Origin of the sequence: Psychrobacter sp. UBA2769 (genome assembly GCF_002352555.1) — a bacterium.
Classification (GTDB): domain Bacteria; phylum Pseudomonadota; class Gammaproteobacteria; order Pseudomonadales; family Moraxellaceae; genus Psychrobacter; species Psychrobacter maritimus.
The window spans coordinates 230,328-243,752 of the sequence record NZ_DEIR01000010.1 but is presented as its reverse complement, the minus strand read 5'-3'; the positions used below and the strand labels follow the sequence as shown (position 1 = coordinate 243,752).

Genomic DNA, 13,425 nt, shown 5'->3' with positions numbered 1-13,425 from the left:
GAAGTCAATGTTGTTATAAATATGGTTAAACTTAGCTTGCCTGTATAACTAACTTATCTGGTAAGCTCTTGTTTTCTCATCGTTAGCAGCGTGCGACTTTTGGCCATTACAAATAGAAAAAAAGCCATAATGGCAATAAGCACACCATATAGCAGGCTGTAATCTCTCATAAACTGCGCGATATTCATAAAAAGCACCAATATCAGCATGACAATGGTAAACATATTGATTCTCAATTGCTTATTAATCTCATCAAGCGACGCCTCTGCCAAGACAAACTTCTGCTTTTTCATGTTATTTACCTACTTGCGTGACCGGAATACGTAAGGCTTTTGGCAAACTAAAAGTAACGTTTTCCTCGATACCTGACAGCTCACTTGGTAAATCACCGCCCCAATCTTGCAGCTGCTGGAGTACTTCTTGAATCAATACCTCAGGTGCTGACGCCCCAGCGGTCACACCGACACTTTGTATCCCATCAAACCAACGTTTATCCATCTCGGTGGCGTTATCAATCAGATAAGCACGGCAATCCATACGCTCGGCCAATTCACGTAAACGGTTAGAATTGGATGAGTTTGGCGAACCAACCACTAAGACCACCTCACAGCGACCAGCTAAATCTTTGACAGCATCTTGACGGTTTTGGGTGGCATAGCAGATATCGTCTTTACGCGGACCTTGGATACTCGGGAATTTTTCGCGCAATGCATCGATAACGCGCGCGGTATCATCCATTGATAAGGTTGTTTGGGTCACAAAGGCTAAGTGCTCAGCATTTTGTACACTCAAAGCTTCGACATCGGTTTCATTTTCGACCAAATGAATCTCACCGCCGTGGCGACGATTAAAGCGCCCCATGGTGCCTTCTACTTCAGGGTGTCCTGCATGACCAATCAATACCGCATCCATGCCGTCTTGAGCAAATTTTGCCACTTCGATATGTACCTTGGTAACGAGCGGACAAGTCGCATCAAATACCGTTAAGTCACGGCGCTGTGCTTCATCTTCCACTGCCTTTGAGACGCCATGAGCTGAGAAAATAACGATTGAACCATCGGGTACTTCATGCAGCTCTTCAACAAACACCGCACCGCGATTGGCCAAATCAGACACCACAAATTTATTATGGACGACTTCATGACGCACATAAATGGGTGGCTCAAAACGTGTCAATGCTTCGTTCACTATCGCAATCGCGCGATCTACACCAGCACAAAATCCACGTGGATTGGCAAGATAAATTTGCATAAGAGGGCCTATCATTAGATAATTTATAGTTAAAGCTAAATATCAAACAGCTTCACATTAAAAACGGGGATAAAATCAATGCTCTACTTTAGCATAATTTGCTTTTATTGCCTTTGAAAATAGCCATGTTTTAAATTAACAATACATTGGCTAAAGCGCCTTTTCATTTAGAAATAACTTCAGAACAACAACTAAGTAATGAAAAGCTGGCGCTAAATAAAATAAAAGCCCTAAAAGCAGTTTATAATAATGCATCGATTACCATTCAATATAAGTTGCTAGCGCCATACCTGATGGCGTTTTTTATTTTTACCAGTTTTTAGCCATTTACTAAGACAGTTTTGGGTCTTTTAGCAGTACAGATTGTTACTAGCCTAGATTTTGCTAAGACATGCTTTATTAGAGCAAATTCCATTAGAACAGACTCCATTAGGAAACACTTCATTAGGAAATACCGTATGACAGGTTCATTATTTATTATTACCGCCGCTTCGGGTACAGGCAAAACTTCACTGGTAAAGCAGTTATTGGCTACTACCAATGACTTGACTGTCAGCGTGTCGCACACCACTCGCGCGCCGCGTCCCGGTGAGATTGATGGTCATCATTATCATTTTACCGATGTTGATAAATTCGTGACAGCCATCGGTGAAGGCAAGTTTTTAGAACATGCCGAAGTGTTTGGCAATTATTATGGTACCTCAGAGCAAAGCGTGCGGGCGCAGTTAGAAGCCGGCGTTGATGTTATCTTAGAGATTGATTGGCAAGGGGCGCTACAAGTCAAAAAAATCTTCACTGACGCGACGATGATTTTCATTTTGCCGCCAAGTATTGCGACTTTACGTCAGCGTTTATCGACGCGCGCACAAGATACGCTAGAGGTCATCGAGCAGCGTTTGGCAGGCGCAGTCACTGAGATGGCACAATACGTACATTTTGACTTTGTGATTATTAATGATAATTTTGAAGTGGCATTGACTGAGCTCAAAGCCGTTATCGTTGCCGATAGACAGACGCTTAAGCGCCAACAGCAGCGTTACCATCGCACCATTACCAACTTACTGAGTACTAAAGTAGAAGAGTAGCCAAAAGAAAAAGGAAAGGGAAAGGGGAATGCTAAAATCGCATTATCTGTCTTCTTATCTGGGCATTGCGCGCGGCGTCGTAGATATAAGTAGCAGCCGATATAAAAAGCAACCACGCGCTTAAACAAAAAATGCTATAATGCCTAGCTATCCCCCTTTTGTATTTTTGATATTATTTTTATTGAGTGGCGGGCAAGCTCCGTGACTAATAAAAACAACCGAGGTAGCTATTTATGGCACGAGTGACGATTGAAGATTGTTTGGATAATGTTGATAATCGCTTTGAGCTGGTATTGGTCGCAAGCAAGCGCGCCCGTCAGTTGGCCAAAGGTATTGCTGAACCGTTGGTTGACGTTGATAACGACAAGCCTACCGTATTGGCCTTGCGTGAAATTGCTGCGGGCAAAATCACCCGTGACATTTTAAATCAGCCAGATCATAACTTTGCTACAAGCTCATTAGATTTAGCATTATCAGGCGATCATAGCTTTTAATAAGGCTTTATCAGCCAGCTTTCGAAACATGGCTTTTAGTACTTGTTTTGTGCGACCACTTTATTAAGTGATGACATTCCTGATTGATAAGAACCACAGCATAGGCTGTGGTTTTTTGGTTGTAAGACTATTGATGACGCTACTTATAATACTAAGTTATTATAGTCAATTCAAAACGAAATAGTATTCTGCTGGGATAAACTTCCCTCGCTTGCTGTGCGCTCCAGAGGCTGCGAAAAATTTATCCCAGCAGTATGTTATTATTTCTTAAATTAAATCGACTATATATTAAACAGTTAGCAATTTTAACCACCGTTTATAGCGAAAATCCTACCATTGAGTGGGAATTTCTTAATTTTTGCATAGCCTACTCGCTTAGCAGTTGACATTGAATGCGATTTACGATTAATTAGAGGGTGGTCTGCCCCTTTTTTAGCTCTGCGTCTTTAAGCTTTGATAGCGTAGGTCAGCATTCATTCAGTCACCATTTACCCAAACAGTCGAGAACCAAGAAACCGTCTTGAACTGACAAATAGGTATTGGAAAATAGGATCGCCGCTTTATGAGTCAAACCTTACCCAAACTCAGTCATCCTTTAGTCGATGACGCTCAATATAATCTGCTGCGCTCAGTAGGTTATCTCACTGCGGCTGAACGTAGTGATATTATTGATGCCTGTGAGTTCGGTGATATTGCGCATATCAAAGACAAGCGTAAGTCAGGGGAGCCTTATATCACCCATCCGATTGCCGTTGCCGAAATATTGGCAGGCTTTCGCTTGGATCGCGATACGATTATTGCAGCCATCCTCCATGACACGGTCGAAGATACCGAGATCAGTGCTGAGCAGATTCAGCAGCGTTATGGCAAAATAGTGGCAAGACTGGTCGATGGTGTGACCAAATTAAAATCATCGACCCATAATAAACAAGAAAATAAAGCGGCTACCTTTCATAAAATCCTAACTGCCACCCTTGCCGATCCACGGGTATTGATTATCAAACTGGCTGACCGCCTACATAATATGTCGACGCTGGATGCGGTACGCCCAGAAAAACAGCGCACCACCGCGCAAGAAACCCTAGATTTTTATGTGCCCTTTGCACGCTTAATGGGTCTCAATGACATTGCCGATTATATCGAAGTGCTTTGCTATCGTAACCTTGACTCAGATATGTATAACAAGCTGTCTGATAAGCTGCTACAACACGGGCTTGGGCGTAATTTTCAAAGAGAGGCCATTCATCGCTATTTAAGTATTGTTCTAAACAATCTTGGTCTGAATGGCATGGTTAAAGTCTTAGACAATCGCGTCGTTATCTTTCGCCAGTTTTTCCGCAATCGCGGTGAAATCAATGCACTGTTGCGCCATTATGCATTTGAGATTGTCCTTGATAATATCGAAGCCTGTGACAAATTGGCTTATTATCTGATTAAAAAATATCAGATTGATGACAGCCATATCGCTGATAATATTCGCCGCCCGCTACCGGGTGGTAATCAGTCGCTGACCCTTATCTATGAGCGCGACAATGATTTTGTTAAAGTGACGATTTTAACCAAGCAAATGCAGAACGCGGCAAGGCTTGGCGTTATTGGCGCAGAACATGCCTCCGATGTCAGCCAATCGGTCATTCAAGCGTCATTACGCAATATGAAAGACTTGGTCGACGATGAAGACAGCTTAGATGAGGACAGCCCTGACTTTTCAGCGGCGGTCTCCACCATTAATGAGCTGATGGATTATCTGCACTCGAGTAAAATCATCTGCTACAGTCCGCAGGGGCGCGCTTATGAGCTACCGCAGGGCGCAACGGCGCTCGACTTTGCTTACGCGGTAGGACCTATGGTCGGCAATGTTGCCGTCGGTGCCAATGTCGATAACAAACATGCGAAACTCGGCACGGTACTGAAAAACGGTCAGTTGGTCGAGATTGAAGTAAACAGTCACTCTGAGCCAAAGGCGGAATGGCTTGGCTTTGTGGTCACCAATAAAGCCCGGGTAGAGATTTTGCGCTGGTTTAAAGACTTATCTCCTGCAGACAAGCAGCATCATGGTATGCAAGCTTTAGACCGCGCCTTAAAAACGTATCAGAAAAGCCTCGATGATTTAAGCGAGAGTGACTGGAAAAACCTCACTGAATGGCGCGGTTTGACAGAAAAAGATGCGCTATTTGAGCAAATAAGCTCGGGTACGTTATTGCCGCAACTGGTGGTCACCCGTTTGTTTAGCGATGAGGTCAGTGATATTCAATCGCAAGAACATATTGATGATATGACCCAGCCGCAGCAACTGATTGTCAATGCCTCAGGCGTTGAGCTTGATTTTGCCAATTGCTGTCACCCGATTTATGGCGACCCTATCGTTGGCCATTTATCGCGTCATGGTTTGGTTGTCCATCGACATAAATGCTTTTCATTGGACGATATCCGTAAAGACAATCCTTATCAAGTTATTCAGTTGCGCTGGCGTAACGATAAAGCAATTAAGCAAAGCGACTCAGACGAACACGGTAGCAAAATCCGTTTTCCCGCTTACCTTAAGCTCTCAATTGCTCTCAGTGACGAGCAAATCAGTGAAGTGATTTATCATCTGCGCCAGTTAAATATCGGAGTCGAAAAGGTCGATGTACGTAGCAGCGATACCATTATTCATATCGTGGTACGTAGTCGCAATCATTTAGCGCAAGGTATTCGCGAACTACGCTCATTACTTGGCTTCCCTAATATTATCCGGCTATACCAATTATAAAATCAGTTAAAATAAATGTTAAAATCTATCCCTTTTACCTAGGCCTTTTAAGCGTTAGGCGTTAGGCGTTAGGCATTAACCTTTATATTTAATTTTAAGCGTTTAACGCAGCCTGACATTTTTGGCTCACTTTTCAACCAAAAAATATCATAAGGATATAATATGACTCGTCAAACCATTCAAACCGATAAAGCACCTGCCGCCGTTGGTACCTATTCACAAGCGGTAAAAGTGGGTAATACTGTATATATTTCAGGTCAATTGGGTTTTGACCCTGAGACCATGGAGCTAAAAGAAGGTTTTGAAGCGCAAGCGAAGCAAGTATTTGAGAATATCAAAGCCATTTGTGAAGCAGCTGGCGGCAGCTTAAATGATGTGGTCAAATTCAACGTCTCTTTGACCGATTTAAATGACTTTGCCGCGTTAAACGAAGTGTTCGTTGCGAATTTAAGCGAGCCATACCCTGCCCGTGCAGCCGTACAAGTCGCCGCACTACCTAAAGGCGGCGTGGTTGAAATCGAATCTATTATGTATATTGAATAAGACGGTTATTGAGCTTTGGTAAGCTCTACGGTTTATGTTTAATGATAATAAGCTTAGCATCGTGCTAAGCTTATTGGTCTTTATCTATTTATCTCTTAACCTTTCTTCTTAATTCCCATTTACCTGATAAGACTGCGAAGCCCTTTTATGTTGCTACAAGTTGCGCTACCCGTGCCCCTTTATCGGGTATTTGACTACAGCTTGCCAGCAGATAGCAGCGCGTTGCCGTATAGCACTTCAGCTCATATACCGCCCATTGGTAGCCGTGTCGAAGTATCCTTTGGTCGTCAAACCTTAATCGGTATCGTCATTGCTCATATTGCTGCAGCGGATAGCGACGTACCTCTCAATAAGCTCAAACCCATTAATAAATGCTTAGATGCTGAGCCAATTTTAGATACCAGTATGCTAAAGCTGGCGCATTGGCTGGCGCGTTATTATCATTATCAGCTCGGTGATGTCTTAGCCGTCATGTTGCCAACCCTCGTGCGGCAAGGTAAGCCGCTAGATTTATTGATTACCCATTGGCGCATTTTGCCGCATGTAGGCGACGACGATTTTCGCGCCAATGCAAAAAAGCAAAAGCAACAATTTGAGATGCTTAAATTACACGGTGAGCATGGCGCTAGTGAAGACATTTTGCTCTTAGAAGGTATGCAGCGCAGTTTCTTAAAAGCGCTAGAAGAAAAAGGCCTTATCGAGCGTTATATTCAGAATAAACAAGCACCTGCTCCTGTTAAATTAGCAACCCTGCCGCTTGACCTTAATGAAGAGCAACAGCTTGCCGTTACTGCGATTATTGCTGCTCATAAAGCTAATCGCTATACGGGGTTTTTGTTAAACGGTATCACCGGCAGTGGCAAGACCGAAGTCTACTTGCAGGCGATGCAAGCGGTCTTAGAAGCAGGCAAGCAGGTATTGATATTAGTACCAGAGATTGGCTTGACGCCGCAGACGCGCGCGCGTTTTGCCAGTCGCTTTGCCGCCCATATTGTTTTATTGCATTCGGGCATGAACAATACGCATCGCCTGCAAGGTTGGCAAGATTGCCGTACCGGTCATGCGCAAATTATCATTGGAACGCGCTCAGCGGTGCTCTATCCCTTTGCAGATCTGGGCTTAATTGTCGTTGATGAAGCGCATGACGGCTCTTATAAGCAGCAAGATACGTTGCGCTATCATGCCGCCGACGTCGCGCTTTATCGCGGACTACAAGCCAATATCCCCGTCGTCCTTGGGACCGCCACCCCTTCTCTTGAGCATCTAAAACTGGTCGATGATGGCAAGCTGGTAGAGTGCCAATTGCAAACTCGCCCCGGTAATGCCAAGCTTGCCAGCATGCAGCTGATTGATGCGCGCCTGCAAAGTACCCATCAACAAACGACGGACGAAGGCGCTCGCTATGATACTGGTCTGACCGACGCGCTTATCGGCGCAATACGGCAAACGCTAGAGGTTGGCGATCAAGTTTTAATATTTCTAAATCGTCGCGGCTATGCACCAGTTTTGCTATGCGAAGCTTGCGGTTGGCAAGCAGATTGTCCACGCTGTGACGCGCATTTAACCGTTCATTATAATAGCCATTCGCAATCCAATTCCTATTCAAGCAGCTCATATTTAAAGTGCCACCATTGCGATTGGCAAGCCTATATTCCAACGGTTTGTCCTGATTGTGGCAGTCAAAATTTGGATGCCAAAGGAATGGGCACTACAAGGCTCAGCGAAAACTTGCATGCGATTTTTGCCAATCCGCAAACCAGTAAAGAGCTGTACCCCATTATCCAAATCGATCGCGATACCACCAGACGTAAAGACAGCTGGGAAAATATCTATCAGCGTATCAATGAAGGCAAGCCTGCCATCTTAGTCGGTACGCAAATGGTCGCCAAAGGTCATCATTTCCCCAACGTTACGCTTGTTTGTTTACCCAATGCTGATCGTGGCTTTTTATCCGCCGACTTTCGCTCGCCGGAACATACTGCACAACTGATGGTTCAGGTCGCAGGGCGTGCCGGTCGCGGTGATAAATCGGGGCGCGTATTGATTCAAACGCTGCAACCCGATAATGAGCTGTTATTAAAATTGGTAAAAGATGGTTATTTATCATTCGCACGTGAGCTACTGCAAGAACGTAAAATGATGGGCTTGCCGCCGCATAGCCACGCTGCCCTAATACGCTGTGAAGGCAAAACCCTTGCCGCCACGACGCAAGCGCTTAAAGATGCGATTGCTATTTTGCCAAATGGGCATAATCTTGCTGTCCTCGGTCCTATCGATGCGCCAATGAGTAAAAAGAACAGTCGCTACCACGTGCAGTTACTGCTGTTAGGCAAAGACAGACAGCAATTACATCGGGTATTACATCACTGGTGGCAACCTGTACTTACCTTGCCAAGCGCCAAATATCTGAAGCTGACCTTGGATATTGACCCTGTTGGCTGGTAATATCCAATTTCTTAGCATGGTTCTTTAACTAGAATTATCACGCTATAGTCGGTACTAAATAAAATGGATACGTTATCTGACAACGTGAAACTGGTACAAATTTTTCTAGCTTGCTGTACCTACGCCGACAGAGGCTACAAAAAATTCATTCCAGTTTCACTGTATCTTCTTTATATAGAGCTGACTATATAGCTTGCAGTCACTAACCAACGCTTTTCAAAATAGGTCATTCATCGTTTACCGCCTAAATACAGCAAGCATTTATTAAATGTGCTAAATTCTTTATATCTGTCTGGTTTGAGCACAGCAATCAAAGCTTTATAAGCAATCAAATTTCACCTTCTATCATCCTGAGTGTTGTTATGAATCAAAATCACCCAAAATCTGAAAAAAATGACCATTCTCATGAGAATGCTGCGGCTGATAACCATAAGCACGGCCAAAAGGATGCAGAAGGTCATTATGCTAAAGACAGTTATACTGACGATAATCAAGACAATCACGACCACGATGAACACCTAGAACAGACCGTCGCTCCGCGCGATACCAAAGGCTATCAGCGTACCTTGCTGTTTAGCTTTATCATTATTACTGCCTATATGTTTGTCGAAGCCATCGGCGGCTGGCTCACTGGTAGTTTGGCGCTGCTGTCTGATGCTGGTCATATGCTCAGTGACGCGGTGGCCCTTGGCGCGACATTGATGGCATTTAAAATTGGTGAAAAAGCAGCCACCCATCAAAAGACCTTTGGTTATAAACGCTTTGAGATTTTAGTGGCAACGGTCAATGGTGCGACGTTGGTTATTATTGCGATCATGATTTTTTATGAGGCGATTAAGCGCTTTAATTCGCCGCCTGAGATTGCGACCCAAGGCATGCTTATCGTTGCTACCATTGGTATGTTGGTCAACATTTTGGTCGCCTGGCTGATGCACCGTGGCAGTCGGGGCACAGATGCGCATGGTCACAGTCATGCAGGCAGTAACGAGGACAGTCAAGGAAAAAGTGCGGGTAAAGCACCGGTCAATTTGAATATGCAAAGTGCTTATTTGCATGTATTAAGTGACTTAATGGGTTCGGTTGCCGCTATCGTTGCCGCGCTTTTGATGATGAGCTTTGGCTGGATTTGGGCGGATGCGGCGGCCTCAGTGATTGTCGCCATATTGATTTTGTTTAGTGGTTACCGCGTCGTCCGTGATTCGGTCCATATCCTGATGGAAGGGACGCCAGAAGGTATATCGCTAGTTGAGGTCGAAGACAAATTACTTGCCCACCCGCAAGTACGACAAGTCCATGACCTGCATGTTTGGAGTATCACCAGCGGTCTCAATGCCCTATCGTGTCACGTGGTCGTCGATGGCGAAATGAGTATTTATGAGTCCAGTATCTTGATTACCAGTTTAGAGCAAAGCCTCCTTGAGCTTGATATTCACCATGCGACCATTCAGGTTGAAAGCTTAGCGCATCCGCAAACCAAGACGCATAGCGATGCGTTAGTTTGCGATATCTCACAGCAGGCGACTGATACCAATAATCATATTGGTCACAACCATTAAACATAAGACATTAAATATTAAATATTAAATCATATAATTATCAATTAAGACGTCGCCTATCTGGTTGTTAGTTATGAGCGACGTTTTAATTGATATTTTTTTATAAAGTGCTGGCAATAACGCAGCATCAGCCAAATTATCCACAGCGCTGTTATTAGCCAAATACTTAGCCCCAACCCTAACAATATCATACGAATCCAAAAATCTAGCGCACCGTTCATGAGGTGCGGCAGATAAGCTGGTCCCATATTGGATGCCATTATTAACCAAAATCCAAATGACATCGCCAGTCCTGCACCGATAATCCTTAAAATTATTTTGCCAAAGGTTATTAATAAGCCACGCCAGTTATCATATATGGACGAAGGAGGTGAATGATGATTCATAAAAAAGCGCCTAAAAAGTGGCTTAAAAAAGATAAATAAAAGACCTTTATTGCAAATCAGCTTATATCAGGCAGATTTCTATCATTGTAAGAGCATGTTAAAAATAATGGAAAATTTGGCAGCGCCGCCATATTTTTCCTATAAATTCTGTATACTTAAGGCTTAAAACCCTTATTCATAACCAATTGATGACCTTTTGCCATGTCAAGACGCTCAGCTCCTTTCGTTGCTCCAAGCTATATTGATGACCCTATCTCAAGCGAGGGTAAAAAGCATGCCAAAGCATTGCTATCAACGCTGCAAGAAGATATTGCCAGCTTTCGAGATGAGCAGTTTCCGCCTGACATTTTGCGTCAAATTCGTGATATGCCGATTTATGAAGGCAATTTAGCCGAAGTCCAAGCCTATCAGCAGCGTTGGCATAATCTGCTTGAGCGTGCGATGGCGTTTTATCCGGCGGCCAACCTACCGCCTGATTATCTGCCGCTACCAGCCAGCCTTGAGATACCGCAATTTATCTACCATGTGCAAAGACTACATCTGACCAAGACCCGTGCCAAAGAGTCCAAAAGCTTTGGGTCGGTCGGTGCGCTTACTGATAAATGTGGCGATTACAGCGCTGATGAAATTGCGCGTATGAGCGCCGTATTTGATAATGATGATGAGGCGCGTTTAGTAGCGCATCGTGAATTTATCGATTTGCGCGCGTATGTATTTTGCCGTGATAACAAAGGCGAGATGCTAGAGCCTGAGCGCGTACGCTTTTATCGAACAGGGCTTATCGTTCATGCGCTGCCCGATTTTAAAATCGTCGACAGTCGGCAGACACCGCGTAAGCGCCGTAACGATGCTTATAGTAATCCACTGGCAGATAATGGCGTATGGAAGATTTATCGTAAGAAATAAACGATGTTCAAAATTTTTGATTATTGATTTACCCTGTTGTACTGCTTATTTTATCGTTACTGCTAAGGATTCCAGATGCTCGCTGCCGCCGCCGGCTCACCAAATTTAATGTTACAAGCTACTATTTTCTTGGGAGCAGCCCTGCTCTTTGTACCCCTTGGTAAACGTTTTGGCATCGCGACGGTCTTAGGTTATCTCATCACAGGATTGATATTAGGCCCCAGTGGTTTAGATGTCGCAGGCGATGCGGAAAGCTTATTACACTTTTCTGAGTTTGGCGTGGTCATGCTGCTGTTTATCATCGGCCTTGAGCTGCAGCCTTCACGATTATGGGCGCTACGGCGTTCGATTTTTGTCCTTGGTGGTTTACAAGTTGGTTTGACTGGCACGCTATTAATGTGGCTGTTACATCAGTTTTTTGCCTTGCCGCTTGATACCGCCTTTATTGTCGGATTTGGTCTCGCCCTATCATCGACTGCCTTTGTCCTACAAATACTGACAGAAAAACAGCAGCTTTCAAGTACCCATGGCCGTGAAGCCTTTACCATTTTATTATTCCAAGATATTGCCGTTATCCCTTTATTAGCCGTTATTCCGTTTTTATCAGGAGTACGCGAACAAAGCTACGATTTGATTTATTTTGGCAAGGTATTTGCCGTTTTTGCCGGACTCATTTTTGCCAGCCGTTATATCATTCGACCTTTCTTTAAATTTGTGGCATCTAGTGGCGCATCAGAACTCTTAACCGCAGTCGCCTTATTTATCGTCATGGGCGTGTCTATTTTGATGGGGCAAATCGGTCTATCGATGGCATTGGGCGCTTTTTTAACCGGCGTATTGTTGGCGGATTCTGAGTATCGTCATGAGTTAGAAGCCAGTATCGAGCCTTTTAAAGGGCTGCTGCTAGGGCTATTTTTTATGTCAGTCGGGATGCTAACTGATGTCAAACTCATCTTAGCAAAGCCTGTTTTTATCATCGGCTGTGCCATGGCATTAATGGTGATTAAATTCGGTGTTATTACTGCCATTGCCAAAATATCGGGCAATCGCTGGCCGACCAGCATCCGCTTGGGCGTGACCCTTGCTCAAGGTGGTGAATTTGCCTTTGTATTATTTAGTGTCGCTACGGCGCAAAATGTGTTGCGTCCTGAGCTTGCCAATACTTTAAATCTTATCGTCACCATTTCTATGGCACTGACACCACTGGCATTTTTACTCTTAGAAAAAATAGGCGAGCCAATATTTGCTAAAAGCAAACCAAGCCGCGAGTACGATGCCATTCCCGATCATGAGCATCAGGTGATTATTGCCGGTTTTGGGCGCGTTGGTCAGATTATTGGTCGTGTGCTGCGTATGCATAATATCGAATTTACCGCCATTGAACGCTCGGCAAATCGCGTCGATTTCGTGCGTAAGTTTGGTAACCAAGTCTATTATGGCGATCCAAAAAACCCCGAGATACTACGCGCTGCCGGCATTAAAAAAGCTCGCGTCTTTATTCTCGCCATCGATGATTTAGAGCGTTCTATCACTACCGCCCAATATTTGCGTAAAAACTATCCTGATATGATTGTCTTAGCACGCGCCCGTGACCGCCAGCACTATTATCGCCTGCGTGAAGTCGGTGTGCGTCATATTTGGCGGGAGACCTATTTATCGTCTTTAGATATGTCACGCGAATCATTACAGCTGCTCGGTATCTCACCAGAAAAGGCGCGCGAAACCGTACAAACCTTCCGTGATTATGATGATGATTTGATTGAACGTCAGCAAGCAATTTATGGCGATGAAGCAAGCTTAATTGAATCGGCACAGTCAGCGATGGCAGAGCTTGAAAGTCTATTTGATGAAGATATAGATAAAGCCCGTAAAATGGATTTGACCGATTTTTATGACGCCCTAAAGAGCCAAGCAATACCGGTCGACGAGAAAGACGATCTGGCTACTGACTCTAAACCCTAAGTGTCAGAAATCTTAAGTGTCAAAAATCTTAAGTGTCAAAAACCT

The 13,425-nt window shown here is 44.2% G+C and carries 11 protein-coding genes; 8 read left to right on the top strand and 3 right to left on the bottom strand.

Annotated features, from left to right (window positions below):
* Nucleotides 1-53: 53 nt before the first annotated feature.
* Together B3Q63_RS04380 and ispH are read right to left on the bottom strand one after the other, a co-directional pair.
* A complete protein-coding gene (locus B3Q63_RS04380) occupies nt 54-293 on the bottom strand; it encodes a hypothetical protein (protein WP_296174215.1) in 240 nt (79 codons plus the stop codon).
* A gap of 1 nt (nt 294) precedes the next feature.
* Nucleotides 295-1,251 (bottom strand): 4-hydroxy-3-methylbut-2-enyl diphosphate reductase, encoded by a 957-nt coding sequence (gene ispH, locus B3Q63_RS04375; RefSeq protein WP_201619142.1) that lies wholly within the window; start codon nt 1,249-1,251, stop codon nt 295-297.
* A gap of 458 nt (nt 1,252-1,709) precedes the next feature.
* Here ispH and gmk point away from each other — a divergent pair, with 458 nt between their 5' ends.
* The 6 genes from gmk (at nt 1,710) to B3Q63_RS04345 (ending at nt 10,126) form a co-directional block, all read left to right on the top strand.
* Nucleotides 1,710-2,336 (top strand): guanylate kinase, encoded by a 627-nt coding sequence (gene gmk, locus B3Q63_RS04370; RefSeq protein ID WP_201628215.1) that lies wholly within the window; start codon nt 1,710-1,712, stop codon nt 2,334-2,336.
* Nucleotides 2,337-2,569: 233 nt separating this feature from the next.
* The gene (rpoZ, locus tag B3Q63_RS04365; RefSeq protein ID WP_201563299.1) at nt 2,570-2,830 is read left to right on the top strand and encodes a DNA-directed RNA polymerase subunit omega; all 261 of its coding nucleotides are present in this window, start codon (nt 2,570-2,572) and stop codon (nt 2,828-2,830) included.
* Between the two features lie 562 nt (nt 2,831-3,392).
* Nucleotides 3,393-5,582 (top strand): RelA/SpoT family protein, encoded by a 2,190-nt coding sequence (locus B3Q63_RS04360; RefSeq protein ID WP_201563301.1) that lies wholly within the window; start codon nt 3,393-3,395, stop codon nt 5,580-5,582.
* A gap of 162 nt (nt 5,583-5,744) precedes the next feature.
* Entirely contained in the window at nt 5,745-6,125 is a 381-nt protein-coding gene (locus tag B3Q63_RS04355; protein WP_201563303.1) for a RidA family protein, read from the top strand.
* Between the two features lie 147 nt (nt 6,126-6,272).
* Nucleotides 6,273-8,570 (top strand): primosomal protein N', encoded by a 2,298-nt coding sequence (locus B3Q63_RS04350; protein WP_296174202.1) that lies wholly within the window; start codon nt 6,273-6,275, stop codon nt 8,568-8,570.
* Between the two features lie 362 nt (nt 8,571-8,932).
* On the top strand, nt 8,933-10,126 hold the full coding sequence (locus B3Q63_RS04345; protein WP_296174199.1) for a cation diffusion facilitator family transporter: 1,194 nt from the start codon (nt 8,933-8,935) through the stop codon (nt 10,124-10,126).
* 71 nt (nt 10,127-10,197) lie between these two features.
* Here the strand turns inward: B3Q63_RS04345 and B3Q63_RS04340 are convergent, their stop codons facing one another.
* On the bottom strand, nt 10,198-10,512 hold the full coding sequence (locus B3Q63_RS04340) for a hypothetical protein (RefSeq protein ID WP_296174197.1): 315 nt from the start codon (nt 10,510-10,512) through the stop codon (nt 10,198-10,200).
* Nucleotides 10,513-10,713: 201 nt separating this feature from the next.
* Between B3Q63_RS04340 and B3Q63_RS04335 the strand changes: the two genes are divergently transcribed.
* Both B3Q63_RS04335 and B3Q63_RS04330 read left to right on the top strand, forming a co-directional pair.
* Complete coding sequence (locus B3Q63_RS04335; protein ID WP_201625218.1) at nt 10,714-11,418, top strand: hypothetical protein; 705 nt, start codon at nt 10,714-10,716, stop codon at nt 11,416-11,418.
* 75 nt (nt 11,419-11,493) lie between these two features.
* Nucleotides 11,494-13,380: a monovalent cation:proton antiporter-2 (CPA2) family protein gene (locus tag B3Q63_RS04330; RefSeq protein ID WP_201563311.1), complete on the top strand. Its 1,887-nt coding sequence runs from the start codon at nt 11,494-11,496 to the stop codon at nt 13,378-13,380.
* Nucleotides 13,381-13,425 lie beyond the last annotated feature (45 nt).

Coding starts and splice junctions, on each gene's coding strand:
- B3Q63_RS04345 (WP_296174199.1), top strand. CDS start 8,933: ATGAATCAAAATCACCCAAAATCTGAAAAAAATGACCATTCTCATGAG.
- B3Q63_RS04340 (WP_296174197.1), bottom strand. CDS start 10,512: ATGAATCATCATTCACCTCCTTCGTCCATATATGATAACTGGCGTGGC.
- B3Q63_RS04355 (WP_201563303.1), top strand. CDS start 5,745: ATGACTCGTCAAACCATTCAAACCGATAAAGCACCTGCCGCCGTTGGT.
- rpoZ (WP_201563299.1), top strand. CDS start 2,570: ATGGCACGAGTGACGATTGAAGATTGTTTGGATAATGTTGATAATCGC.
- B3Q63_RS04360 (WP_201563301.1), top strand. CDS start 3,393: ATGAGTCAAACCTTACCCAAACTCAGTCATCCTTTAGTCGATGACGCT.
- B3Q63_RS04380 (WP_296174215.1), bottom strand. CDS start 293: ATGAAAAAGCAGAAGTTTGTCTTGGCAGAGGCGTCGCTTGATGAGATT.
- gmk (WP_201628215.1), top strand. CDS start 1,710: ATGACAGGTTCATTATTTATTATTACCGCCGCTTCGGGTACAGGCAAA.
- B3Q63_RS04330 (WP_201563311.1), top strand. CDS start 11,494: ATGCTCGCTGCCGCCGCCGGCTCACCAAATTTAATGTTACAAGCTACT.
- ispH (WP_201619142.1), bottom strand. CDS start 1,251: ATGCAAATTTATCTTGCCAATCCACGTGGATTTTGTGCTGGTGTAGAT.
- B3Q63_RS04350 (WP_296174202.1), top strand. CDS start 6,273: ATGTTGCTACAAGTTGCGCTACCCGTGCCCCTTTATCGGGTATTTGAC.
- B3Q63_RS04335 (WP_201625218.1), top strand. CDS start 10,714: ATGTCAAGACGCTCAGCTCCTTTCGTTGCTCCAAGCTATATTGATGAC.